The organism is Sphingomonas sp. NIC1 (assembly GCF_001638925.1).
GTDB classification, from domain to species: domain Bacteria; phylum Pseudomonadota; class Alphaproteobacteria; order Sphingomonadales; family Sphingomonadaceae; genus Sphingomonas; species Sphingomonas aquatilis.
The window spans coordinates 3,068,766-3,092,178 of sequence record NZ_CP015521.1; the positions used below are offsets into that span (position 1 = coordinate 3,068,766).

The 23,413-nt window shown below is 66.3% G+C and carries 20 protein-coding genes and 2 pseudogenes; 11 read left to right on the top strand and 11 right to left on the bottom strand.

The window, feature by feature from the left end; all coding sequences use genetic code 11:
* The first annotated feature begins 42 nt into the window (after nucleotides 1–42).
* Nucleotides 43–2,628 (top strand): M1 family metallopeptidase, encoded by a 2,586-nt coding sequence (locus A7E77_RS14445; RefSeq protein ID WP_063689029.1) that lies wholly within the window; start codon nucleotides 43–45, stop codon nucleotides 2,626–2,628.
* Nucleotides 2,629–2,785: 157 nt separating this feature from the next.
* On the opposite strand, the gene paoC is transcribed toward A7E77_RS14445, so the two are convergent.
* The 7 genes from paoC to A7E77_RS14480 all read right to left on the bottom strand — a co-directional run bounded on the left by paoC (nucleotide 2,786) and on the right by A7E77_RS14480 (nucleotide 12,337).
* Nucleotides 2,786–5,005 carry an aldehyde oxidoreductase molybdenum-binding subunit PaoC gene (paoC, locus tag A7E77_RS14450; protein ID WP_063689031.1) on the bottom strand — a complete coding sequence of 740 codons (2,220 nt, stop codon included), beginning with the start codon at nucleotides 5,003–5,005 and terminating at the stop codon, nucleotides 2,786–2,788.
* Nucleotides 5,002–5,964: an FAD binding domain-containing protein gene (locus A7E77_RS14455; RefSeq protein WP_063689033.1), complete on the bottom strand. Its 963-nt coding sequence runs from the start codon at nucleotides 5,962–5,964 to the stop codon at nucleotides 5,002–5,004. Before A7E77_RS14455 ends, paoC begins: the two co-directional genes overlap by 4 nt.
* The gene (gene paoA, locus A7E77_RS14460; protein WP_063689034.1) at nucleotides 5,961–6,596 is read right to left on the bottom strand and encodes an aldehyde dehydrogenase iron-sulfur subunit PaoA; all 636 of its coding nucleotides are present in this window, start codon (nucleotides 6,594–6,596) and stop codon (nucleotides 5,961–5,963) included. Before paoA ends, A7E77_RS14455 begins: the two co-directional genes overlap by 4 nt.
* A 182-nt stretch (nucleotides 6,597–6,778) precedes the next feature.
* The gene (locus A7E77_RS14465; RefSeq protein ID WP_017978710.1) at nucleotides 6,779–8,095 is read right to left on the bottom strand and encodes an OmpP1/FadL family transporter; all 1,317 of its coding nucleotides are present in this window, start codon (nucleotides 8,093–8,095) and stop codon (nucleotides 6,779–6,781) included.
* 44 nt (nucleotides 8,096–8,139) lie between these two features.
* Nucleotides 8,140–8,556, bottom strand: a complete 417-nt coding sequence (locus tag A7E77_RS14470) for a DUF2147 domain-containing protein (protein WP_063689036.1) — start codon at nucleotides 8,554–8,556, stop codon at nucleotides 8,140–8,142.
* A 324-nt stretch (nucleotides 8,557–8,880) separates the two neighbouring features.
* Complete coding sequence (locus A7E77_RS14475) at nucleotides 8,881–11,199, bottom strand: 3-hydroxyacyl-CoA dehydrogenase/enoyl-CoA hydratase family protein (protein WP_063689039.1); 2,319 nt, start codon at nucleotides 11,197–11,199, stop codon at nucleotides 8,881–8,883.
* Between the two features lies 1 nt (nucleotide 11,200).
* Nucleotides 11,201–12,337 carry a thiolase family protein gene (locus A7E77_RS14480; RefSeq protein ID WP_063689042.1) on the bottom strand — a complete coding sequence of 379 codons (1,137 nt, stop codon included), beginning with the start codon at nucleotides 12,335–12,337 and terminating at the stop codon, nucleotides 11,201–11,203.
* 134 nt (nucleotides 12,338–12,471) lie between these two features.
* Between A7E77_RS14480 and A7E77_RS14485 the strand changes: the two genes are divergently transcribed.
* From A7E77_RS14485 to A7E77_RS14510, 6 genes and pseudogenes are all read left to right on the top strand, one after another.
* Nucleotides 12,472–14,193 (top strand): long-chain-fatty-acid--CoA ligase, encoded by a 1,722-nt coding sequence (locus A7E77_RS14485; RefSeq protein WP_063689045.1) that lies wholly within the window; start codon nucleotides 12,472–12,474, stop codon nucleotides 14,191–14,193.
* 32 nt (nucleotides 14,194–14,225) lie between these two features.
* The gene (locus A7E77_RS14490) at nucleotides 14,226–14,639 is read left to right on the top strand and encodes a MerR family transcriptional regulator (protein WP_063689048.1); all 414 of its coding nucleotides are present in this window, start codon (nucleotides 14,226–14,228) and stop codon (nucleotides 14,637–14,639) included.
* Nucleotides 14,640–14,742: 103 nt separating this feature from the next.
* Nucleotides 14,743–15,102, top strand: a complete 360-nt coding sequence (hisI, locus tag A7E77_RS14495) for a phosphoribosyl-AMP cyclohydrolase (protein ID WP_063689051.1) — start codon at nucleotides 14,743–14,745, stop codon at nucleotides 15,100–15,102.
* On the top strand, nucleotides 15,099–15,614 hold the full coding sequence (locus tag A7E77_RS14500) for a hypothetical protein (RefSeq protein WP_226341766.1): 516 nt from the start codon (nucleotides 15,099–15,101) through the stop codon (nucleotides 15,612–15,614). The genes hisI and A7E77_RS14500 overlap by 4 nt, the downstream gene beginning before the upstream one ends.
* A gap of 31 nt (nucleotides 15,615–15,645) precedes the next feature.
* Nucleotides 15,646–16,071: a MerR family transcriptional regulator gene (locus A7E77_RS14505; RefSeq protein WP_020486487.1), complete on the top strand. Its 426-nt coding sequence runs from the start codon at nucleotides 15,646–15,648 to the stop codon at nucleotides 16,069–16,071.
* Between the two features lie 4 nt (nucleotides 16,072–16,075).
* A pseudogene (locus tag A7E77_RS14510) lies at nucleotides 16,076–16,324 on the top strand (acyl-CoA dehydrogenase N-terminal domain-containing protein); the annotation flags it as partial.
* Nucleotides 16,325–16,548: 224 nt separating this feature from the next.
* Here the strand turns inward: A7E77_RS14510 and A7E77_RS14515 are convergent.
* Entirely contained in the window at nucleotides 16,549–17,904 is a 1,356-nt protein-coding gene (locus A7E77_RS14515) for an IS1380-like element IS1247 family transposase (protein ID WP_006473457.1), read from the bottom strand.
* 99 nt (nucleotides 17,905–18,003) lie between these two features.
* Here A7E77_RS14515 and A7E77_RS14520 point away from each other — a divergent pair.
* Nucleotides 18,004–19,554, top strand: a pseudogene (locus A7E77_RS14520) (acyl-CoA dehydrogenase C-terminal domain-containing protein); the annotation flags it as partial.
* 155 nt (nucleotides 19,555–19,709) lie between these two features.
* On the opposite strand, the gene A7E77_RS14525 reads toward A7E77_RS14520, so the two are convergent.
* From A7E77_RS14525 to A7E77_RS14535, 3 genes are read right to left on the bottom strand one after another with little or no spacing between them, the layout of a single operon-like run.
* Nucleotides 19,710–19,943: a hypothetical protein gene (locus A7E77_RS14525; protein ID WP_063689056.1), complete on the bottom strand. Its 234-nt coding sequence runs from the start codon at nucleotides 19,941–19,943 to the stop codon at nucleotides 19,710–19,712.
* Nucleotides 19,940–20,212, bottom strand: a complete 273-nt coding sequence (locus tag A7E77_RS14530) for a DUF1488 family protein (RefSeq protein ID WP_226341768.1) — start codon at nucleotides 20,210–20,212, stop codon at nucleotides 19,940–19,942. Before A7E77_RS14530 ends, A7E77_RS14525 begins: the two co-directional genes overlap by 4 nt.
* Nucleotides 20,209–21,225, bottom strand: coding sequence for an SDR family oxidoreductase (locus A7E77_RS14535; protein ID WP_063689059.1), 1,017 nt, complete (start codon nucleotides 21,223–21,225; stop codon nucleotides 20,209–20,211). The genes A7E77_RS14530 and A7E77_RS14535 overlap by 4 nt, the downstream gene beginning before the upstream one ends.
* A gap of 140 nt (nucleotides 21,226–21,365) precedes the next feature.
* On the opposite strand from A7E77_RS14535, the gene A7E77_RS14540 reads away from it, so the two are divergent.
* The 3 genes from A7E77_RS14540 to A7E77_RS14550 all read left to right on the top strand — a co-directional run bounded on the left by A7E77_RS14540 (nucleotide 21,366) and on the right by A7E77_RS14550 (nucleotide 23,284).
* Nucleotides 21,366–21,947: a ClpP family protease gene (locus A7E77_RS14540; RefSeq protein ID WP_017978723.1), complete on the top strand. Its 582-nt coding sequence runs from the start codon at nucleotides 21,366–21,368 to the stop codon at nucleotides 21,945–21,947.
* 75 nt (nucleotides 21,948–22,022) lie between these two features.
* A complete protein-coding gene (locus A7E77_RS14545; protein ID WP_043059011.1) occupies nucleotides 22,023–22,808 on the top strand; it encodes a succinate dehydrogenase iron-sulfur subunit in 786 nt (261 codons plus the stop codon).
* Between the two features lie 5 nt (nucleotides 22,809–22,813).
* On the top strand, nucleotides 22,814–23,284 hold the full coding sequence (locus A7E77_RS14550; protein WP_043059012.1) for a PaaI family thioesterase: 471 nt from the start codon (nucleotides 22,814–22,816) through the stop codon (nucleotides 23,282–23,284).
* Nucleotides 23,285–23,413 lie beyond the last annotated feature (129 nt).

The window sequence follows — 23,413 nt, forward strand, 5'->3', positions numbered from 1 at the left end:
GCGTCAGACGGGACGTAACATTGTATCCGGAGTTACCAGTCCATGAAACTCGCCGTCGCCGCCGCTCTCGCGATGACCGTCTCCGCGCCTGCGCTCGCTGCGGGCAGCCTGCCGACCGATGTCGTGCCCGTGCTGTACGATATCGCCGTGACGCCGAATGCGCAGGCGATGACCTTCACCGGCACCGAGACGGTCACCGTGGACGTGAAGGCGGCGACCCGCACGATTACGCTCAACGCCGCAGATCTGGACGTCACGTCGGCGACGGTCGACGGCAAGGCTGTCCGCTTCACGCTCGACAAGGACAAGCAGCAGCTCGTGCTGACGCTGCCCGCCGCCGCGACCGTCGGCCGTCACACCGTCGGCTTTGCGTGGAGCGGCAAGATCAACCAGTCCGCCGCCGGCCTGTTCGCGATCGATTACACCAACCAGGACGGGTCGAAAGCGCGCATGCTCGCGACGCAGTTCGAAGCCCCCGACGCCCGCCGCTTCGCGCCGATGTGGGACGAGCCGGCGTTCAAGGCAAAGTTCAAGCTGAAGGCGGTGGTGCCGGCGGGGCAGCTCGGCATTTCCAACATGCCGGCAACGTCGGTGACGAAGCAGGCCAACGGCACGCAGCTGTACAGCTTTGCCGAAACGCCTGTGATGTCGAGCTACCTCCTGTACCTCGGCATGGGTGATCTGGACCGCAAGACGGTGCAGGCGGGCAATGTCGAGATCGGCGTCGTGACGCGTCGCGGCGTCGCGGACCAGGGCGATTACGCGCTGGCGCAGGCCAAGCGGCTGCTCGGCTATTACAACAGCTATTTCGGCACCCCCTATCCGCTGCCGAAGATGGACATGATCGCCGGCCCCGGCTCCAGCCAGTTCTTTGGCGCGATGGAGAATTGGGGCGCGATCTTCTACTTCGAACCCGAACTGCTGTTCGATCCCAAGCGTGCCACCGAAAGCGGCCGCCAGCGCATCTTCACCGTCGTCGCGCACGAAATGGCGCATCAATGGTTCGGCGACCTCGTCACCATGCGCTGGTGGGACGATCTGTGGCTGAACGAGGGCTTCGCCTCGTGGATGGAGAACAAGTCCGCCGCCGATCTGAACCCCGACTGGAATGCGGAAGCCGGTGCGGTAATGAGCGACCGCGAGGCGGCGATGAGTATCGACGCGACCTCGGCCACACATCCGATCATCCGCAAGATCGAGACGGTCGATCAGATCGGCGAGGCCTTCGACGGCATCACCTATATGAAGGGGCAGGCCGTGATCGGCATGCTCGAATCGACGTTGGGCCCGGACAAGTTCCGCGACGGCATTCGCCGCTACATGGCGAAGTACAAATACGGCAACACCGTCACCGAACAGCTGTGGGCGGAACTGTCCGCCGCGGCGGGGCAGCCCGTCGCGGAGATCGCGCATGGTTATACGCTGCAGGGCGGCGTGCCGCTGGTGACGCTGTCGAACGCGCAGTGCGTCGGCGGCATGACGCAGGCGACGCTGGTGCAGGGCCGTTTCGGCCTGGATGAGGCGTCGAAGAAGCCGCAGACGTGGAAGGTGCCGATGGTCGTCGGCACGCTCGGCGGCGGTGAGACCCGCACCATCGTCACCGGCCCATCGACCAAGGTCACCGTCAAGGGCTGCGGCACGCTGGTGCTGAACCAAGGCAAGGGCAGCTACACGCGTGTGATGTACGATCAGCCGGCGCACGACGCGCTGGTGCGCGACTATACGCGGCTGGAGCTGAAGGACCGCCTCGGCACGCTCGCCGACGATTATGCGCTGGCGGCGGGGGGCTATCAGGACCTGTCGCGCTTCTTCGCGCTGATGGGCCGGGTGGGCGAGGGCGCCGATCCGCTCGAATGGCAGCTGGTGTCGGGACGCCTCGGCAGCCTAGCCGGGCTGTACGAGGGCACGCCACTGGAGACGGCGCTGCGCAATCGCACCGTCGCGATCCTCGGCCCCGTGCTGCGGCGCATCGGCATGACGGCGCAGCCGGGTGAGTCGCCGCTGGTGACGAACCTGCGCGAATCGCTCGTCTATCGCCTGGGCGCGGCGGGCGACGGCCAGGTGCTGGCGCAGGCGCGCAGCTATGTCGCGCAGCTCAAGACGAATCCGACCGCGATCCCGCCCGCCATCCGCGCACCGATCCTGTCGACCTTCGCCACCTATGCGACGCCCGCCGATTGGGATGCGCTGCTGGCGCTGACCCAGGCGGAAACCAATCCGGTCACCAAGAACCGGTATGTGTCGCTGCTCGGCGCGGCGGAGGACGATGCGGTCGCGACCCGCGCACTGGCCTTGCTCAAGACAGACACGTTCACCGCCCCCCAGAAGGCGGCGCTGCTGCGGGCGATCTCGGGCAGCCATCCCGATATGGCGTTCGACTGGGCGGTGGCGAACCACACGCTGGTCAATGGCTTTATCGAGGAAAGCAGCCGGTCGGGCTTCATCGTCGGCCTGGGCGGTGGCTCGTCCGATCCCAAGATGCCGGGCAAGATCGAAAGCTTCGCGCAGACGCTCCCGGAAACCTCGCGCGCACCGGCGCGTCGCGTGATCTCGGGCATCGCGGTGCGCAAGGCGGCCGCGGAGCGCCTGCGCCCCGCCGTGGAGACATGGCTGAAGTCGGGGAAGTAACGAAGTTATCGCGACTGGGTGGGGCGAGCCTTCGCCTCACCCGGTTCGTCATAACGGACGCGGTCCGAATATCCCTTAGCTCAGAGGGCTATCGCGCCCACCAAGCTGCGCATGATGTAGTGACGGTGTGGGGGCCGGCGAACCGACCCCTCTACCCTTACGCCACCTTCGCCATGCCGCCGATGATCTTGTCGAGCGTGATCGGATATTCGCGAACGCGCACGCCGGTCGCGTTGTAGATCGCATTGGCGATCGCCGCGCCGACGCCGCATAGGCCGAGCTCGCCGACGCCCTTGGCCTTCATCGGCGACGTCGTCGGATCGGTCTCGTCGAGGAACACCACCTCCTGGTGCGGGATGTCCGCGTGGACCGGCACCTCATAGCTCGCAAGGTCGTGGTTGACGAAGAAGCCGAACCGTTTGTCGACGGCGAGTTCCTCCATCAGCGCCGCGCCCACGCCCATCGTCATCGCGCCGATCACCTGGCTGCGCGCGGACTTGGGGTTGAGGATACGCCCGGCGGCGCATACCGCCAGCATGCGGCGGACCCGGATCTCCCCGGTATAGGCATCGACGCCGACCTCGACGAAATGCCCCGCGAAGGTCGACTGCTGTACCTTCTTGGCGAGGTCGCCGAACTCGATACTGTCCTCGGCGGATAGGCCCGCGTCGCCCGCAGCCTGACCCAGCGGCACGCTGCGATTGCCCGAGCGGACCTTGCCGTCCTCGAACACAACATCGGCCGAGTTGAAGCCCAGCTTCTGCGCGACCGCCTCACGCAGCTTGACGCAGGCGGCATAGACGCCCGCGGTCGCGCTGTTTGCGCCCCATTGTCCGCCCGATCCGGCGGCCACGGGGAAGTCGCTGTCGCCGAGCAGCACACGAACCTTGTCGAGGGGGACGCCCATCATCTCGGCGGCCGTCTGCGCGATGATCGTATAGCTGCCGGTGCCGATGTCGGTCATGTCGGTCGCGACCGTGACGATGCCCTTGGCATCGATGCCGACGCGGGCGCCCGACTTCATGTTGATGTTGTTGCGGAAGCCCGACGCGACGCCCATGCCGACCAGCCAGCGGCCGTCCCGCACTGCGCGCGGCTTGGCCTGACGCCGGCTCCAGCCGAAGCGATCGGCCCCCATCTGGAGGCACTGCACCAGCTGGCGCTGTGAAAATTTGCGTTCCGGCTTTTCGGGATCGACCTGCGTGTCGTTCGCGATGCGGAAGGCGACCGGGTCCATGCCCAGCTTTTCCGCCATCTCGTCCATCGCGACCTCAAGCGCCATCAGCCCCGGTGCTTCGCCCGGTGCGCGCATCGCATTGCCTTCGGGCAGGTCGAGCACCGCGAGGCGCATCGACGTCAGCCGGTTGGCGCCGGCATAGAGCAGCTTGGTCTGCGCCACCGCCGTTTCCGGTCCACCGCCGGGCAGATCGCCCGAACCGCTTTCGTGCGCGATCGCGACGAGCTTGCCGTCCTTGCCCGCGCCCAACCGGATGCGCTGGCGCGTCGCCGGGCGGTGCGTGGTGTTGTTCGCCATCAGCGGCCGTTGCAGCGCGACCTTCACCGGCCGCCCCGCCGCCTTGGCACCCAGCGCCGCAAGAATCGCATCGGCGCGCACGAACAGCTTCCCGCCGAACCCACCGCCGATATAGGGCGAGATCAGCCGGACGTTCTGTTTCGGAATGCCTAGCGTCTTGGCGACGTCGCCCTTGCCCCAGGCGATCATCTGGTTCGACGTCCACAGCGTCAGCCTGTCGCCATTCCATGCCGCGGTGCTGGCATGCGGCTCCATCATCATATGGCTCTGGTCGGGCGTCTCGTAGCGCGCGTCGAGCGTCACGGGGGCCGCGGCGAACGCCTTGTCGAAGTCGCCGACACGGTCGACGGGCGGTGCGGCGCTGCCTTCACCACTGCCGTCACCCTTCAGCGGCGCCGTCTTGAGCGCGCTGTCGAGGTCGAAGCGGCCCTTGCCACGCGCATAATCGACGCGGATCAGGCCCGCGGCGGCGCGCGCCTGTTCGAACGTCTCGGCAACGACGAGCGCGATCGCCTGATGATAATGGTCGACCGCCGGACCGCCGAGCAGCTTGGCGGTATTCATGTCGCCCTTGCCGAGCGGACCGGCCGTGTCCGCGGTGACGATCGCCAGCACGCCCGGCGCGGCCTTGGCGGCGCTGAGATCCATGCTGCTGATCCGGCCCTTGCCGATGCCGGCGCCGACGACATAGCCGTAGGCGGCGTTCGGGGCGACGTCATGACGCTCATAGGCGTATCGCGCCGTGCCGGTGGTCTTGTACTTGCCGTCGATACGATCGGTCGGCTTGCCGATGACCTTCAGCTGGTCGATCGGATTGGTGCCCGCAGGCTGATCGAACTTCACGCGGCGCTCCTGCTCTTGGCTTGGGCCATCACACCGGCGAGCGTGCGCTCGACCAGCGGCAACTTAAAGGCGTTGTCGGCGGTGGGGCGAGCGCCGGCGAGCAAGCGGCTCGCCACCGCCTTCGCCCCCTGCGGCATGGCCGCATCCGCCTCGGGCGTCCGCCACGGCTTGGGCGCAATGCCGCCGATCGCGGCGCGGCCAGTGCCGTCGGGCTGGATCACCGCGGCCACCGACACCAGCGCATAGGCGTAGGACGCACGGTCGCGCACCTTGTGGTAGATGTGCGTCCCGCCGAGCGGCTTGGGCAGCGTCACCGCCGTGATCAGCTCACCCGGCTGCAGCGCCGTTTCGATATGCGGCGTGTCGCCCCACAGGCGGTGGAAGTCGGCGATCGGGATCGCGCGCGTCGTGCCCGATGGCTGCACCGTCTCGACGCTTGCGTCGAGCAGCCGCATCGCCACCGCCATGTCGCCGGGATAGGTCGCGATGCACGCATCGCTCGTGCCGATGATGCCGAGCTGCCGGCTGTAGCCACCGATTGCCGCACAGCCCGATCCGGGCTTGCGCTTGTTGCACGGCTGGTTGGTATCGTAGAAATAGGGGCAACGCGTGCGCTGCATCAGGTTGCCTGCGGTGGTGGCCTTGTTACGCAGCTGCCCGCTGGCGCCCGCGACGATCGCGCGGGTCAGGACGCCATAGTCGCGGCGTACGCGCGCGTCCGCAGCGAGATCGGTGTTGCGCACCAGCGCGCCGATGCGCAGGCCGCCAGTGTCGGTCGGCTCGATCCGGTCGAGCTTCAGCCGGTTGACGTCCACCAGATGCACCGGCTCCTCGATCTGCAACTTCATCAGGTCGAGCAGGTTGGTGCCGCCTGCGATGAACTTCGCGCCGGGGCGCGCGGCTACGGCCTGCGCAGCGGCGGCGGGCGTGTCGGCGCGTTCGTAGGTGAAGGCCTTCATGCTTTGGCTCCCGCGACGTCCCGCATCGCGTCGATGATGTTCGAATAGGCGCCGCAGCGGCAGATGTTGCCGCTCATCCGTTCGCGCATTTCCTCCGCAGTCAGCGCAGGCGCGCCGGCGACGTCGTCCTGCACATGGCTGGGCACGCCGCGCTTGATCTCGTCCAGCACCGCGACCGCCGAGCAGATCTGGCCAGGCGTGCAATAGCCGCACTGATAGCCGTCGTGCTTGACGAAGGCCGCCTGCATCGGATGCAGCTTGTCGGGCGTGCCGAGCCCTTCGATCGTGGTGATCTCGTCGCCATCGTGCATCACGGCGAGGCTGAGGCAGCTGTTGATGCGCCGCCCCTCGACCAGCACCGTGCAGGCACCGCACTGGCCATGGTCGCAGCCCTTCTTCGTGCCGGTCAGCTTCCAATGTTCGCGCAGCGCATCGAGCAGCGTCGTCCGCGTGTCGAGCGCGACCTGGCTGGTCCGGCCATTGACCTTCAGCGTCACCGGCATCGTCGGCGGGGTTGGCCGTTTGTCGAGCGGCGCGGCTGCCGCCTCAGTGGGCATGGCGGTCGCCGCCGCACCGATCGCCCCGCTCGCGAGCACGCCGCGGCGAGACATGGACAGTTCGTAATCGCTCATCAAAGGCCCCTTGATGCATCTGACATACCGACGTTTTCGACGCGGTGTACGCCACTGGCGGGGTAGGCCTTATCGTTTCGACGCAGCGCAAAGCAAACCCTTGTTATCAGTACGCAAAGAAACGGGCCCAGGTTCCAACGGAACCCGGACCCGCAACGTTTTGATGCAGATAGGTGGCGGGATCAGAAGCCGATATGCGCGCCCGCCGACAGAACGACCGCATGGGCATCGCGCAGGGTGCCGCGGGTCAGGACGTTGGTCTGCGCCGCGGTGCCGACATAGGCCGCGGTTTGACGGTCGATCGTCGTGTCTTCGAAATCGACATAGTTTGCAGCGAGATCGAAGCCGAACTTCGGAGTCACCTGGAAGGTGCCGCCGACGCCATAGTTCCAGCGGTTCGAATCCGGCACGCGCGCGTCGCGCAGGCCGTCCTGCGTCGGGGTCAGCGCGCGCTGCACGCCGGCGCGGACCGTCAGGCTGGGCGAGACGGCATAGTCCACGCCGCCGGCCAGGCTGTAGCTGTCACGATAGTTTTCGGGCAGCGCGGTGTTCAGCGGCGCGCCGAGGCGGATCGCGTCGAACTTGCTCCAATTGTAGCGCACCGCCTGGCCGTTCAGGGTCAGCGCCGGCGTCACCTTGATGCGCGCACCGACGATCGTCTGCGCAGGCGTGTAGAAGCTCGCCTGCACGCCGGTCAGCGTGCGGTTCTGGCCGGCCAGCGGGCCGACCAGACCGGCGACGGTCAGATCACCCGTCAGCGTGTGCTCGATGCGCGACTTGTAGCTGATGCCGACGGTCGCCCAGTCGTTGTGCATCTGGACGCCCGCGGTCCAGCCGATGTCCCAGCCCTTGCCTTCCAGCTTCTGCGAGCCGTCGGCGGTGGTGGTCAGGTTGGGCAGCGCGTTGCCCAGGCTGGCATAGACGTGCTCGACGTTGGCGCCGCCGCCCACGCGCAGCCAGTCGGTCAGCGCCACCGCGATCGACGGCTGGATGTCGATCGTCATCAGCTTGGTGCGGGTCGCGCTATAGCGGGTCCAGCTGTTGTTATCGTAATCGGTGGTGAAGCTGTAGGGCGACGTCACCGCGAGGCCGAAGGCGACCGGGCCGAACGGCAGGGCGATCGCACCCGACGGCAGCAGGCCCTTGTCGATCGGATTGCGTGCTTCCTGCGCACCGCCGACCGGCTGGTAGTTGGCGGGGTTGGCGCACGACACGCCGGCCGGGCGACACACCACGGTGCCGTTGTTGACGACGCGGCCGCGCGGCAGGATGCCCGACGCGTTGATCGCCGCCTCGCCGCGCTCCATCCCTGCGATCGACGCCGGGTTCCACCACAGCGACTGCGGGCCGGTGTCGGCGACTTCACCCGAGAAGGCGCGGCCGGCGCCACGCGCCGACTGCTCCTGCAGATAGAAGGCCTGGGCGTGCGCCACCGAGGCGAAGCCGAACGAGCCGAGGACGGCAGTGGCGAGCAACGAAGTCTTGATACGCAGGGACATGAGCGGTCTTCCTTAAGCTTACTGGTAGGTCGAAACGGGTCGGATCAGCGCACGCGCGTCCAGGTCTGCGTCTTGCAGAGCGGCACGAAGACGCAGCCGCGCACCTTCAGCGTGTTGGCGTCGACGGGCGTCACCTTCGCCTTGTACGTCTTGCCGTCGTCGGGGTTGTAGATTTTGCCGCCGCTCCAGGCATCGCCATCGGCGGTGAAGCCGCTGATCAGCAACAGCCCCTTCAGCAGGCGGCCGCGCTGCGCCGGATCCTGATTGTTGACGTCCTTCAGGTCGGGCTGCTGGCGGAGCAGTTCGGACGAGATCAGCCGGCCGCAGATCGACGCGCCGCAGCGCTGGATTTCGACGATGCCGTTGCGCGTCTCGGTCTTCCACCGGCCCAGCGCGACGTCGGGGGTGGGGGTGGGCGCAGGGGCGGCGGCCAGCAGCGCGCCAATCAACATCAGGGACATGGTTACTTCTCCTCTCCCGGATGGACGCGAACGGCCGCGCCCATCGAACAAGCCGTTCAAGCCTTGCGCCGTATCTGTACGGTCGCATTGTGGCGCCGCGGAGGCCACCCGATGCCGGGCCATGACCTATTGGCGAGCCAGATGCCGTTTACGGCAATCTGATGCCCGCCTAACTCCGGGGCGCAGTGTGTCAAGTGTGATGACGTAAACCGCGGTGTACAAAGCATCTTTTCCCGCGGACGGCATCGGATCGTGCCAACCGCCATGCGCCCGGGCGGTTCCAGGCCTCGCATTCGCAAGCCCTGAACCCCGCCCGGGGCAGCGTCAGTTGCGCAGCGGCTTCCCCGTGGTCAGCATCTGCTGCACGCGTGCCTGCGTCCGCGGATCGCGCAAGGCCTCCATGAACGCCGCACGCTCCAGCGTCAGCAGCTCATCCTCCTGCACGGTATCGACCAGATCGGCCTCGCCGCCGGTCAGCACCGTCGCGAGCCGGCCAGAGACGACCTCGTCATACTCAGTCGCCATGCCCTTCTTGCGGAAGCCCTCGACGACGCCGGCGATGCCGGTGCGGCCGCTTTCGCCCGGCAGACGGAAGGTCGGCTTTTCGGGTGCCTTATAGCCGTCGACAAGGCTGAGCGCCTTGGCCTTGGCGTCGGCGAGCAGGCGGTCGCGGTTCATCGTGATGCCGTCGCTGGCTTTCAGGAACATCATCTCCTTCGCCAGCGCGGCCGACTTCGACACCTGCGCGGTCGAGATCGTCTCGAACGCCTTGGCGACGGCGGGCATCGGCCCGCGCGGCATCATCGGCGCCTTGGCGAGGCGATCGAGCAATTCGCCATTGCCGCCCCAGCCGGGAAGCAGGCCGACGCCGCACTCGACCAGACCGATGTAGCTTTCGGCGTGCGCCTGCACCGCATCGGCGTGGAGCACGACCTCGCAGCCACCGCCCAGCGCCATGCCGGCCGGTGCCGCGACGACCGGGAAGGGGGCGTATTTCAGCGCTTTCAGTGCCTGCTGCCCGCCCGCGATCAGCTTTTCGATCTCGCCCCACATGCCCGCGGCGACGGCGAACATCGCCATGCCCAGGTTGGCGCCGGCCGAGAAGTTCGAGCCTTCGTTATAAATCACCAGCGCCTTGAACCGGTCTTGCACCAGAGGGATCGCCTGCTGGATCAGGCTCATGATCTCGCCGTCGAGCGCGTTCATCTTGGTAGTGAACTCGAGCGCGGCAACGCCGTCGCCGACATCCCACAGAGCGGCCGACGCGTTCTTGAGCAACGGCTCGGAGCGGAGCTTGATGTCTTCGAGCAGCAGCACGCCATCGCCGCGGACGACGTCATGATAGTCGCCGTCCGTGCCCAGGAACTGGCGCTTGCCCTCGACGACGCGGTAGAAACTGCGGTCGCCGGCCGTCTCGAGGATCGCGGGAACGCTGCGGCCTTCGTCGCGCAGCCGTTGCACGAAGGCGGCGGCACCGATCCGGTCGAGCAACTCGAACGGGCCGAACTTCCAATTATAGCCGAGCTTCATCGCATCATCGATCGCGACGATATCGTCCGCGGCTTCGCCGACTAGCATCGCCGCATAGGACAAGGTCTTGCCCAGGATCTCCCAGGCATAATCGCCGACCTTGCCCGGCGTCGCGATCAGCGCGCCCAGATCCTTTTCCGCCTTGGGTGGCAGCGGCGCGGGCTTCTGCCCACCGCGATACTCGCCGGTGGCCAGATCGAGCGCGAGCTTGGTCTTGGTCGCCTTGTCGAAGCGGTAGAAACCGCCCTTGCCCTTGCGACCCGTGAACCCGTCCGCGATCATCTTATCGACGAGCGGCATCGGACGGACGGTGTCGAAATAGGGGTCGCCCTGCGGCAGCGTGGACGACAGGCTCTTCGACAGCAGCGGCATCAGGTCGACGCCGACCAGGTCGACGAGGCCGAAGATGCCCGTCTTGGGCACGCCCATCGGGCGGCCGCCGATCTGGTCGGCCTCCTCGACGGTCAGGCCCTGGTCCATCGCCGCATTGATCGCGACGGCGAGCCAATAGGTGCCGATGCGGTTGGCGATGAAGCCCGGCGTGTCTTTGGCGCGGACGATGCGCTTGCCCATGAAGCGATCGACGAAGTCCTCGACCTTTTCGGCCACCGCCGCGTCGGTGTGTTCGCCGCGCACGATCTCGATCAGCCGCATGTAGCGCGGCGGATTGAAGAAGTGCGTGATGAGGAAGTCGGCCTTGAACTGGTCCGAGCGCCCGTCGACCAGATGGCCGAGCGGAATGGTCGACGTGTTCGAGCTGACCGCGGTGCCGGGGCGCTTCAACTGCTCCAGCTTCGCATAAAGCGCCTGCTTGATGTCGAGCCGTTCGACGATCGCCTCGACGATCCAGTCGCACTCGGCGACACGGTCGAGTTGGTCATCGATATTGCCCGTTTCGACCAGCTTCGCCGCACCCTTGGACATGAAGGGCGCGGGTTCGGTCTTGAGCATCTTGGCGACCGCATTCTTGGCCACCGCGTCCCGATCGTCACCCTCCTTGGGGACGATATCGAGCAGCAGCACCGGGATGCCGGCGTTGGCGACCTGTGCGGCGATGCCGGCGCCCATGACGCCCGCACCGATCACGCACACCTTTTTGATGGGTTCGCTCATGTTATGCGCGCTCCAGCACCGTGGCGATGCCCTGGCCGCCGCCGATGCACTGGGTCGCCAGTGCGTAGCGACCGCCCTCGCGCTCCAGCAGCGCCGCGGCCTTGCCGACGATGCGCGCGCCGGTCGCGCCAAGCGGGTGGCCGATCGCAATCGCGCCGCCGTCGAGATTGATCGTTTCGTCCTTCAGGCCGAGATCGCGGATGCAGGCGATCGCCTGGCTGGCGAACGCCTCGTTGATCTCGACGACGTCGAGGTCGCCGACCGACACGCCGGCGCGCGCCAGCGCCTTCTGCGAGGCGCTGATCGGACCCAGACCCATCGTTTCCGGCTCGATGCCCGACACGCCCACCGCCTTGATGCGGGCGAGGATCTTCAGGCCGTGCTTGTTGGCGAACTCTTCCGACGTCACTAGGACCGCGCTCGCGCCATCGGTCAGCGGCGACGAGGTGCCGGCGGTAACCGATCCGTCCTGGCTGAACGCGGGCTTCAGGCCGCCGAGCGCTTCGACGGTGGTGTCGGGACGGATCGTGCCGTCTTCGCTCACCGTGCCGGCCTTCGTCTGGATCGGCACGATCTCATCACTCAGCCGGCCATCGGCGCGCGCGGCAGCGGCCTTCTGCTGGCTCTTCACCGCGAACGCATCCTGTTCGCCCCGCGTGATCTGATACTTGGTCGCGACATTCTCCGCCGTATCGCCCATGCCCATGTATGCGCCCGCATTCTTCTTCGCGAGAACGGGGTTGGGCAGGGGGTTGTAGCCGCCCATCGGCACGCGGCTCATCGATTCCAGGCCGGCGCAGATGAACGCCTCGCCCGCACCGATCTGGATCTGGCCCATCGCGATGTGGATCGCGCTCATCGACGATCCGCAGAAACGGTTCACCGTCATGCCGCCGACCGACAACGGCAGGTCGGCGAGCAACCCGATCATCCGTGCGACGTTGAGGCCCTGTTCGCCTTCGGGGAAGGCGCAGCCCAGGATGATGTCCTCGATCTCGGCGGCGTCGACGCCGGTCTTGTCGATCAGGCCGCGAATCGTCTGCGCGGCAAGATCGTCGGGACGGACGCGGGCGAGGGCGCCCTTGCCGGCGAGGTGAAACGGCGAGCGCGCATAACCGGCGATGACGACGTTGGTCATGAAATCCTCTCTTTGGCAGGCATCGGGATGCAAGGGCAGACTTGCGTGATGCCGTATAGGTGCGATACCTTCCCATTACGTCAAGTGGATCGAGCCGACAATATGCTCGATGATGCGCATGAGAGGATGAGGGAATGAGCGACACCGCCACCGCCGGAACGACGGCGCAGGGTGCAGCGCCGCTGGCGATCAAGCAGGGCGTTCCGCTGCCGAGTCGGCCCCGCCTGCTCGGCGACCTGCTCGACCATACCGTCGCACGCTTTCCCGGCCGCGCGGCGATCGACTTCATGGGCTCCGTCACCAGCTGGGGCGACCTCGGCAAGGCGGTCGATCGCGCCGCGGCGGGGTTGCAAGCGCTGGGCGTGGTGAAGGGCACGCGCGTCGCGCTCTGCCTGCCGAATACGCCCTATTATCCGATCCTGTTCTTCGCGACGCTGAAGGCGGGCGGCATCGTTGTCAACGTCAACCCGCTCTACGTCGAGCGCGAGCTTGCGCATCTGATCCACGATTCGGGCGCGGAGATCATCGCGACGCCCGATGTCGCCGAAATTCAGGCGCGGGTGCTGAAGGTCGCAGGTGAAAAGGGCATGCGCCACGTCATTACCTGCCCGATCGCCGACGCCCTGCCGACGATCAAGAAATTCGCCTACAAGCTGGTCAAGCGCAAGGAGATCGGTCGCGCGCCGTTCACAATCAAATTCGCGGGTCTGAATGCGGGGCCGATCCACAGCCGCTTTGCCGACTTGATGAAACGCGGTGGTGCGCCCACACCCGTTGCGGTCGCGCCGGACGAGGTGGCGGTGCTGCAATATACCGGCGGCACCACCGGCGTGCCCAAGGCGGCGATGCTTTCCCACGCGAATATCGTCGCGAATACCGACGCGATGCTGGTTCACGTCGGCGGCGAGACGCCCGATCAGGATCGCGTGCTCGGTGTCTTGCCACTGTTCCACGTCTTCGCGCTGACCAACGTGCTGACCTTCTCGACGTTGGTCGGTGCGGAGATGATCCTGCTGCCGCGCTTTGAAATGAAGCAGTTGCTCGGCACGCTGAAGCGCACCCGGCCAACCTATTTCCCGGCGGTGCCCACGATCTACAATGCGCTCGCCAATCTGGGGGAGGGGCAGCGTCCCGACCTGTCCGCGATCAAGGTCTGCATTTCGGGCGGCGCACCGCTGCCGATCGAGGTGCGCCATGCGTTCGAGACGAACACCGGCGCGAAGCTGGTCGAGGGCTACGGCCTGTCCGAAGCCTCGCCGATCATCACCTGCAACCCGTTCGACGGCGTCAACAAGGAAGGCTCGGCCGGTCTGCCCTTCCCCGGCACGACGATCGAAATCCGCGACCGCGAAGACCCGACGCGGATCATGCCCAAGGGCGAGAAGGGCGAAATCTGCGCGCGTGGGCCGCAGGTCATGAAGGGCTATTGGCACAAGCCTGCCGAAACCGACGCGGCCTTCGCCGATGGTGCGCTGCGGACGGGCGACGTCGGCTATCTCGACGACGACGGCTATCTCTTCATCGTCGACCGGATCAAGGACATGATCCTGTGCGGCGGCTACAACGTCTATCCGCGCGTGATCGAAGAGGCGCTGTACGAGCATCCCGCCGTCGTCGAAGCCGTCGTGATCGGCGTACCCGATGCGCATCGCGGCCAGGCGCCCAAGGCCTTCGTCGTCCTGTCTGAACCGGGCAGCGTGACGGGCGCCGATCTGCGCGACTTCCTGCGCGACAAGATCAGCAAGATCGAGCTTCCCCGCGAGGTGGAAATCCGCGACAGTCTGCCCAAGACGTTGATCGGCAAGCTTTCCAAAAAGGAGCTGGTCGAAGAGGAAATGGCGAAGGCGGCGCGCTAGACGCCGGCTCGCGTCAGGTGAGGGTGCAAGGGGTGAACGAGGACAGAGGCGAATTGCAGGGTATTCAGGAAGTGGCCGACATGCTCGGCATCACGCCGCGGACCCTGCGCTTCTATGAAGACAAGGGGCTGATCGAGCCCTGCCGCATCGGCACGACGCGCGTCTATCGCCGACGCGAGATCGCCCGGATGCAATTGATCCTGCGCGGCAAACGGCTGGGGTTTTCATTGACCGACATCGCCGAATTCCTCGACCTGTACGATGCGGACCCCCAGCATCTCGAACAGATGCGCGCGCTGGCCGAGCGGGTTCGCATGCGGATCGAGGAGCTGGAAAAGCAGCGCGATGCGCTGGACCAGACATTGGGCGAACTGGCCAAGCTCGAAGGCGAGGCGCTCGCCAGGGTGCATGCGCACGAACCGGAAGCGCAACGGGCGGCGGAATAATAGCCCCACCCGCGATCCCGGACATGGTCTTGGGCGACGGCTGATGCCATCGATGGGCCAACCGGCTCTCGCCAATGCCGCGGGTGGGCGGTAGGAGGATCGCATGTCCGACCCGCGCGAAACCGATCCGATCCTCGATCCCAAATACGATGCCGCCGGCCTCATCACCGCGGTCGTCACCACGCGCGACGGTGCGCTGCTGATGGTGGCGCATATGAACGCCGAGGCGCTGGCCGCGACCCAATCGAGTGGCGAGGCCACCTTCTGGTCCCGCAGCCGCGGCCGGCTGTGGAAGAAGGGCGAAACCTCGGGCAACCTCCTGCGCGTCGTCGAGATGCGGATCGACTGCGATCAGGATGCGCTCTGGATCATCGCCGATCCGGCCGGCCCCGCGTGCCACACCGGGGCGACGAGCTGCTTCTACCGGCGGATCGACGGCGATCGGCTCATCCGCGTCGCATGAAGGCGTTGCCGGCGCTGGCGGCCGCGCTCGCCCTGCTGGCGGGCTGCGGATCGCGACCGCAGCCGTCCGCCGACGCCGCGACGGTCGGTGCGCAGCTGGAAGCGGCGGCGATCCGCACCGGCCTGATCGACGATCCGACACGCGCCAATCTGCTCGGCTCCTGGGCGCTGGACACCGATCGCGTCTGCGTCGTGCCGGGCGCGAAAGGCCTGCTGCGGCTGGGGGCGCTCGTCGATTACGGCGAGGGGCAGGGGTGCGCGGCGTCCGGCACCGCGCGGCGCCGCGGAGATCGCGTGCAAGTGGCCTTCGGCGCCTGTCGTTTCGAGGCGCGGTTCGAAGGCGATCGCATCGTCTTTCCAGCGGAATTGCCGGCAAGCTGCGACAGCCTGTGTACCGGCCGCGCATCCCTCGCCGCGCTGACCGTCGAGCGCCTCAGCACGTCGACGGCGGAGGCGGAAACGCTGCGGACGCCGGGCGGAAATTTGCTGTGTCCCACCGCGTCAGCCAATTGACGTTGACGTAAACGTGATGTAGTCGGAGCCCATGGCTTCGTCTCCCGCTTATGCGATGATCGAACATCGCCACGACCGCGACCATTTCACGATCTCGGACCTGTCCGAGGAGTTCGGCGTCACCGCGCGGGCGCTGCGCTTCTATGAGGATGAAGGCCTTATCGCGCCCGAGCGACGCGGCACGCAGCGTATCTATTCGCACCGCGACCGCGCGCGTCTCGCCTGGATCCTGCGCGGCAAGCGCGTCGGGTTCAGCCTGAGCGAGATCCGCGAGATGATCGACCTGTATGATCTGGGCGACGGGCGGCGCGTGCAGCGGCAGGTGTCGATCGACCGCTGCCAGGCGCGCATCGCGCTGCTCGAACGGCAGAAGCAGGATATCGACGCCGCCATCGCCGAACTCACCGAATTCGTGGAGGTCGTCTCGGCCGTCCACAATACCGAACAGCAAGGATAATCGGATGCCTCAGTATACGCCCCCCGTCCGCGACACCCGCTTCCTGCTGGAGCATGTCGTCGGCCTGCAGAACTACAGCAACCTGCCCGGCTTCGATGCCGCCACCCCCGACGTTGTCGAGGCGGTGCTGGAGGAGGGCGGCCGTTTCGTCGCCGAGGTGCTGTTCCCGATCAACCAGTCGGGCGACCAGGAAGGCTGCACCCGCCACGAAGACGGCAGCGTCACGACGCCCAAGGGCTTCAAGGAAGCCTATAAGCCTGCATTCCCCAAGTGGCGTGGCGTTTGAGGTGAAGATCGCCTGTATCCGAGCGCTAGACAAGGATTTTCTGCCGCAAGCGGCACCTGCGGTCGCGCAGACTGCTGGATCTGGACGGATCAGACCGCGAAGCCGCTGTTTCCTTGCCCAGGGGCGGCGTTTTTCAGCGCAGCGGACAGATCTGTCCAGCCGCTTTCGTTCAGTTTGAGCGTGGATCGCGATCATGCGCATAGCGGTGGCGCTCGCAATCGGCGGATAGCGGCGAGGATGGCGCGTACCATCGTGCCGGTGACAGCGACCTCGGCCAGCTGGAAGGTGATGGTGCGGGCGTGACGGACCACACGTGCCCCGATCTTGATCAGCTTCAGTTGCAGGCTGGTCAACGACCAGTCGGCCATGGCCTCGGGCAGCTCGATGCAGCGCAAGAAGGTGGCCAGGTTGTACGCCAGGGCGTGCAGTTGCAGCCGCACCTCATTGTCGCGGAACTTCCGGCACGACAGCCGCGTCCAGCGAAAGGCGTATTTGCCCTCTTTGATGTGCTGCTCGGCGGTGCCGCGCTGGTTGTAGAACCGCACCACCCAGTCCGGCTCCATCGGCAGGTTGGTGACGATGAAGCCGACACGCGGGAACAGTTCGCCCGGATGCCATTCGATCTTGGCGATCACCCGGCGTTCCTTGTCCCAGGACGCCGCCTGATACTCGAATTCCTCGAAGAACCGCTTGACCTTGGTCAGTGACGGCCGCCCGACAGGGCGCGTTAGCCGATGCGCGATCTTGTCCTTGAGGACCGCGTTTGCGGGCAGCCGGATGGCGTAGAAGAACCGCGCTTCTTCCAATCGCTCATAGATCGCCGGGATCGCGTAGGCAGCATCGGCCCGGAAGAACCTGCCACCAAGGTCGCGCTCCGCGTAGCGCGCAATGACGGGGTCGAGAACATCACGCCAGCCATCGGCGCTGTGGACGTTGCCATGGCGCAGGGCGCAGCGTTCCAGCATCCCGAACTGGTTGAACAGAAAGTTGGGGTGATAGCAGCTACAGTCGAAATGGCCATTCCAGGCGGACCCTTCCTGGTCGCCATGGGTCGGGCTGACCGAGCTGTCCATGTCCAGAACGATGTACTTCAGCCCGTTACGGTCATGGAACCGGTCGATCCATTGCCCGTTCAGGTCGGCCAGCGCGGCACGGTTCCCGGCCAGAGCCAGCGTCTCGGTCTCGAACCGTCCCATCTGCGATGCCGAGGCCGCTTGTGCATCGACCGCTCTGCCGCCGACAACTTGGCGCATGACCGGATCGCAGGCGAGACGGTTGGCGTCGTTGACATCCTCGTATCCGGCCAGCCGCCCAAAGACTGATTGCCGGAACAGGCCGTCGAGCCGATGGACCGTGTTCTTGCCAGAGCGAGTATCGCGCAGCGCCGCTGACGCCAAATCGGACAACCCGAGCGCGTCATCAAGCTCGCGCATCACCAGAAGGCCGCCGTCGGAACTGAGCTGCGTGCCGCGAAATTCCAGCCGCACGCGAGGGTCGAAATCCACCCGATCTGCCCGTTGCAAGCCCGCACCCTCTGGGTGATCCATGAAACGCGCCCCTCGCAGCCTTCAACACCATGTTTTATATAGGAAATATAATGGTCAGGACAGCGAAATCAGCGCCTTACTTGGGAAATGTGGGATAAGCAATATGTCGAGAGCGGCTGGGCGACGCTGGGCAACCTGCCCGAACATGGCGGGCAGGGCATGCCGCACGTCGTGTCGATCGCGTTCCAGGAATATATGATCTCGTCGAACATGGCCTTCGCCATGTATCCGGGCCTCACCCATGGCGCGATCGCCGCGCTGATCGCCAAGGGCAGCCCCGAGCAGCAGGCGATGTACGTCCCCAAGATGGTGTCGGGTGAATGGGGCGGCACGATGAACCTCACCGAGCCGCAGTGCGGCACCGACCTGGGCCTGATCCGCACCAAGGCGGAGCCGCAGGCCGACGGATCGTATGCGATCACCGGCACCAAGATCTTCATCTCGGCCGGTGAGCACGACCTGACCGACAACATCATCCACCTCGTGCTGGCCAAGACGCCGGGCGCGCCGGACAGTTCGAAGGGCATTTCGCTGTTCGTGGTGCCCAAGGTGCTGGTGAACGAGGACGGCAGCCTGGGCGAGCGCAACGCCGTCACCTGCGGCTCGATCGAGCACAAGATGGGCATCCACGCCAATTCGACCTGCGTCATGAACTATGACGGTGCGAAGGGCTGGCTGGTCGGCGAGGAGATGAAGGGCCTGGCCGCGATGTTCATCATGATGAACGCGGCACGCCTCGGCGTCGGCCTCCAGGGTCTCGCCATCGCCGAAGTCGCCTATCAGAACGCCGTGCAATACGCCGGCGACCGCCGTCAGGGCCGCGCGCTGACCGGCCCCAAGGAGCCGAACGAAAAGGCGGATACGCTGTTCGTCCACCCCGACGTGCGCCGCATGCTGATGGAGGCGAAGGCCTGGACCGAAGGCCTGCGCGCTTTGTGCCTGTGGGGCGCGCTCCAGGTCGACCTCGAGCATAATGCCGGCACCGAGGAAGAGCGTGAGATGGCGGGCGACCTGATCGGCCTGCTCACCCCCGTCATCAAGGGCGTCGGCACCGACAAGGGCTATGAGATCGCGACCAACGCGCAGCAGGTGTACGGCGGCCACGGCTACATCCAGGAATGGGGGATGGAGCAGTACGTCCGCGATGCTCGGATCGCGATGATCTATGAAGGCACCAACGGCGTGCAGGCGATGGACCTCGTCGGCCGCAAGCTCGCCACCAAGGGCGGACGCGCGGTGCAGGCGCTGTTCAAGATCGTGACCGAGGAAACCGCAGCGGCCGAGGGTGTCGAGGCGACCGCCGGCATCGCGGCGGCGCTGAAGAAGGCGCTGGGCGAACTGCAGGCCGCGACGATGTGGTTCATGGCCAATGGCATGAAGAACCCGGAAAACGTTGGCGCGGGCGCGGTGCCCTACATGCACCTGATGGGCATCGTCGCGACCGGCCTGATGTGGCTGCGCATGGCCAAGGCGGCCGCCGAGCAGAAGGCGGCGGGCGAGGGCGATGCCGCCTTCCTCGATGCCAAGCTGGTCACCGCACGCTTCTTCGCCGAGCGGATCTGCCCGGACGCCGGCGCACTGCGTCGCAAGATCGAAGGCGGCGCGGAGAGCGTGATGGCGCTGCCGCCCGAAATGTTCCGCGCGGCATAACCACTTATTCCTCCCTCGGCGCAGCCGGGGGAGGGGGACCGTTCGGCGCTAGCCGAATGGTGGAGGGGGCGTTCCCGCACACGCTGAGCTCGCGCTAATCCTCCCCGTCGGCCAACCCCAGCGTTGCCACTTCGCTTTCGCGGAGAAGGATCGATCTACGGCAGGCGGTCCGCCAGTGCGCGGATCGCCTGCCCCTCGAACGCCGCGACCGTCTCGCCGTCGATCACGACGGCGCGTTCCGGCCGCAATACCGCTTCGTTCTGCAAGCCATTGTCCAGCGCCAGCCAAGCCCGCACCGCCTGCTCCAGGCTGGTCACCTCCGCCAATTCCGAGCCGCCGCGGTCGACATTGGCCAGCACCGCGCTCATCCGCCAGTCGATGCCGCTCATGCGAGATCGTTCTCGCTGATCACGACCAGCGCCTGATCGGGATCGCGCGCCAGCGCATCGGCGGCCAGCGTCTGGATGCGCGCGCGGTGGCGCTGGAACAGCGGCATCGCGTCGAATGTCGCATCGCCGGCCAAGGCTTCCAGCACATCATAGCGCAACGCGAAGGCATAGCGTTCGCCGCTCGCCTCGCCGGCAAACTCGACCTGGCGGTCGGCGGTGTTGTCGAACACGCTCGCCGTGTCGATCGTAACGCGGTCTTCGGCCATCATTCGTTCCTTGCATCGGGGATAAGCCGCCGGTGGCGGCGATAGAACAGGGCGCCGATCGCGGCCGCGGCCATGGCGGCGGTCGCAGTGATCGCCGGGTGCAGCGCCGCGCGGGTGTAGGTGCTGGTCTGGCGCGCCGCGGGATGCTCGCCGGACCGCACCCGGCCGGTATCGGTCGAGGCGAACAGATTGGCCGGCGCGGGCTGTGACTTGGCCGGATCGACGAACGTCTTCGCCGCGATCGGCGCCAGACGTTCGAACAGGCGCGGAAAATGCGCGGCGAACAGCGCCTGCGCCCGTCCGGCACCGCCGACGGTAATGTCGCGCCTCACATGGGTGGCGCAGAACAGGATCGTGCGGGCCACGACCTCCGGAGCGTAGACGGGCGGCGGGATCTGCGCCTCGCCCGCCTCGTGGTTCACCGCATGCTGAGCGATGGGTGTATCGATCCCCGATGGCTTCACCAGCGTGACCGTGATCGGCTCGTCGTCCGCGGCCAGTTCGATCCGCAGCGCCTCGACATAGGCTTTGATCGCATGTTTGCTCGCCGCATAGGCGCCCATGATCGGGCTGGGCAGGTCGGATGCGATCGATCCGATCGTGATCAGAGTCCCGCCGCTGTCCCGCAGATAGGGGATCGCCGCCTGACAGCCGTTCACCACGCCGAAGTAATTCGTGTCGAACAGCGCGCGATGTTCGTCCAGCGGCAATCCGGCAAGCTTGCCGTAGATCGCGCTGCCCGCCGCATTCACCCAGGTATCGATCCGACCGAACCGTTGCTGGGCATGGGCTGCCGCGGCGCGAACCGCGTCGGCATCGGCGACGTCCGCGGCGTAACAGTCGGCGGTGCCGCCCGCCGCGGTGATCGTCCGTACGATCTCGCGCAGCGACCCGTCGTCGCGCGCGACCAACATCACCCGCGCGCCCTGTTCCGCCGCCATCCGGGCGGTGGCGAGGCCGATCCCCGAGCTTGCGCCGGTCAGAACGATCACCTGGTCGGCTAAGGGTTTGGGCATGGCGGCCACGGTGATCTTCTCCTGACGGGGCCTATGAACCCCAGCCCGTCCCGCGCGGTTCCGTTAACATTGTGTCATGAAGGGCGTATTCCTTGGCGGTCGCCGGGAACTCCAGCCACGCACGGCGGGTTCGCGCCGCCATGACCGATCAGGACCGCCAGACCGCCGCGAGCAAATATCCCTTGCTCGCCCACCCCCATATCCAGCTGCATGGGACGGTCGACGACATGATGTACGCCCGCTTCAAGACGCAGCTGGCCGAGGCGCCGGTGGACGGGCCGCTCGTCGTGTCGCTGACCACACTGGGCGGCGACCCTGAGATGGGGCGGGCGATGGGTGACGATATCCAGCTGCTGCGCGACTATACCGGGCGCGAGACGCTGTTTCTGGGCAAGGTCGCGGTCTATTCGGCGGGCGCGACCTTCATGGCGGCCTTCCCGGTCGAGAAGCGCTTCCTCACCCGCGGTACGCGCCTGATGCTGCACGAGCGGCTGATGAGCAGCAGCGTCCAGCTCTCCGGTCCGCTGACGACGCTGCCCGCGGTGCTGAAGGCGAAGCTGCATGAGATCGAGGAATCGATCAAGATTCAGGAGGAGGGGTTTCGCGAGATCGTGCGCGGATCGTCTGTCTCGTTCGAGGAGCTGTGCGAAAAGGCGCCCTCCAACTGGTATATCGAGGCGGAAGAGGCGCGAAGCCGTGGCCTGGTGCTCGACATCATCTGACGGTGCCAAAGGGGTTGCGTCCGCGGGCCGACAGGCATAACCGCAATTGCAGCATTTCGAAGGAGCGTCACGGCGATGGCCGAGTTCACCCTGCCCAAGAACAGCAAGGTCAAGGCGAAGGGCAAGGTCCATAAAGCGACCGGTGACGCCAAGCGGATCAAGACGTTCAAGGTCTACCGCTACGATCCCGACACGGGCGAGAACCCGCGCTACGACACGTTCGAGATCAACCTCGACGAATGCGGCCCGATGGTGCTCGACGCGCTGATCAAGATGAAGGCGGAGCAGGACAGCTCGCTCACCTTCCGCCGCTCGTGCCGTGAAGGCATTTGCGGATCGTGCTCGATGAACATCGATGGTCGCAACGGCCTCGCCTGCACCACGGCGATCGAGGACGTGAAGGGCGAGGTGAAGATCACCCCGCTGCCGTCGATGGATGTGATCAAGGACCTCGTCCCCGATTTCACGCACTTCTACGCACAGTACAGCTCGATCAAGCCGTGGATGCAGACGGTCAGCCCGCCGCCCTCGGGCAAGGAGCGGCTGCAGTCGCCAGAGGATCGCGCGAAGCTCGACGGCCTGTACGAGTGCATCCTGTGCGCCTGCTGCTCGACGTCGTGCCCCAGCTATTGGTGGAACGCCGATAAGTTCCTGGGGCCGGCGATCCTGCTCCAGGCCTATCGCTGGCTGGCCGATAGCCGTGACGAAATGACCGGCGAGCGCCTCGATCAGCTGGAAGATCCCTTCCGCCTGTATCGCTGCCACACGATCATGAATTGCGCGAACACCTGCCCCAAGGGTCTCAACCCGGCCAAGGCGATCGCCGAGGTCAAGAAGATGGAAGCCGAGCGCATCCTGTAAGGATTGTGGACGCGCCGGAATCCCCCGTCTTCTCGTTCGACGACGATCCGGAGCTGCCCGGCTGGAAACGCTGGCAGCTTCGCGACGGGGGGCGGTTCAACTCAGCATTCGATCCGCTCCACGTTCGGGTAGAAGACGGTATCGCGCGCGTGCGGATCACGCCGCGCCGAGAGCATTCGAACATGCGCGACCACGTCCATGGCGGTGCGCTGTTGGGGTTCATCGACATCGCGCTCTTCGCCGCGGCCCGCGGCCTGGGAGTGTTGCAGGCGGGCGGGGCGGTGACGCTCGATCTGTCGGCACAGTTCATCGGTGGCAGCGCGATCGGCGAGCCGTTGGAGGCACGGATCGAGCTGCTCCGCGAGACGGGTCGGATGCTGTTTCTGCGCGGGCTGGTCGTGCAGGACGGATGGCCTACCGTCGCGAGTTTCACCGGCACCCTGCGCAAGTCCACGCCGCCGCCGTCGTTGCGGTGATTTGCTATAACGTCGGTACTTCTCTCTTCGTCACCCCGGACGTGTTCCGGGGGCCACTCCGCGGCGAGGGGATTGGCTAGAGGCTCTAGCGCTACGGCCGCGGCCCGGTACATCCTTGCATACGTCCGG

Coding starts and splice junctions, on each gene's coding strand:
- A7E77_RS14455 (WP_063689033.1), bottom strand. CDS start 5,964: ATGAAGGCCTTCACCTACGAACGCGCCGACACGCCCGCCGCCGCTGCG.
- A7E77_RS14485 (WP_063689045.1), top strand. CDS start 12,472: ATGAGCGACACCGCCACCGCCGGAACGACGGCGCAGGGTGCAGCGCCG.
- A7E77_RS14465 (WP_017978710.1), bottom strand. CDS start 8,095: ATGTCCCTGCGTATCAAGACTTCGTTGCTCGCCACTGCCGTCCTCGGC.
- A7E77_RS14540 (WP_017978723.1), top strand. CDS start 21,366: ATGACCGATCAGGACCGCCAGACCGCCGCGAGCAAATATCCCTTGCTC.
- paoA (WP_063689034.1), bottom strand. CDS start 6,596: ATGAGCGATTACGAACTGTCCATGTCTCGCCGCGGCGTGCTCGCGAGC.
- A7E77_RS14445 (WP_063689029.1), top strand. CDS start 43: ATGAAACTCGCCGTCGCCGCCGCTCTCGCGATGACCGTCTCCGCGCCT.
- A7E77_RS14525 (WP_063689056.1), bottom strand. CDS start 19,943: ATGAGCGGCATCGACTGGCGGATGAGCGCGGTGCTGGCCAATGTCGAC.
- A7E77_RS14515 (WP_006473457.1), bottom strand. CDS start 17,904: ATGGATCACCCAGAGGGTGCGGGCTTGCAACGGGCAGATCGGGTGGAT.
- A7E77_RS14475 (WP_063689039.1), bottom strand. CDS start 11,199: ATGAGCGAACCCATCAAAAAGGTGTGCGTGATCGGTGCGGGCGTCATG.
- A7E77_RS14500 (WP_226341766.1), top strand. CDS start 15,099: ATGAAGGCGTTGCCGGCGCTGGCGGCCGCGCTCGCCCTGCTGGCGGGC.
- A7E77_RS14470 (WP_063689036.1), bottom strand. CDS start 8,556: ATGTCCCTGATGTTGATTGGCGCGCTGCTGGCCGCCGCCCCTGCGCCC.
- A7E77_RS14530 (WP_226341768.1), bottom strand. CDS start 20,212: ATGATGGCCGAAGACCGCGTTACGATCGACACGGCGAGCGTGTTCGAC.
- A7E77_RS14535 (WP_063689059.1), bottom strand. CDS start 21,225: ATGCCCAAACCCTTAGCCGACCAGGTGATCGTTCTGACCGGCGCAAGC.
- hisI (WP_063689051.1), top strand. CDS start 14,743: ATGTCCGACCCGCGCGAAACCGATCCGATCCTCGATCCCAAATACGAT.
- A7E77_RS14545 (WP_043059011.1), top strand. CDS start 22,023: ATGGCCGAGTTCACCCTGCCCAAGAACAGCAAGGTCAAGGCGAAGGGC.
- A7E77_RS14505 (WP_020486487.1), top strand. CDS start 15,646: ATGGCTTCGTCTCCCGCTTATGCGATGATCGAACATCGCCACGACCGC.
- A7E77_RS14480 (WP_063689042.1), bottom strand. CDS start 12,337: ATGACCAACGTCGTCATCGCCGGTTATGCGCGCTCGCCGTTTCACCTC.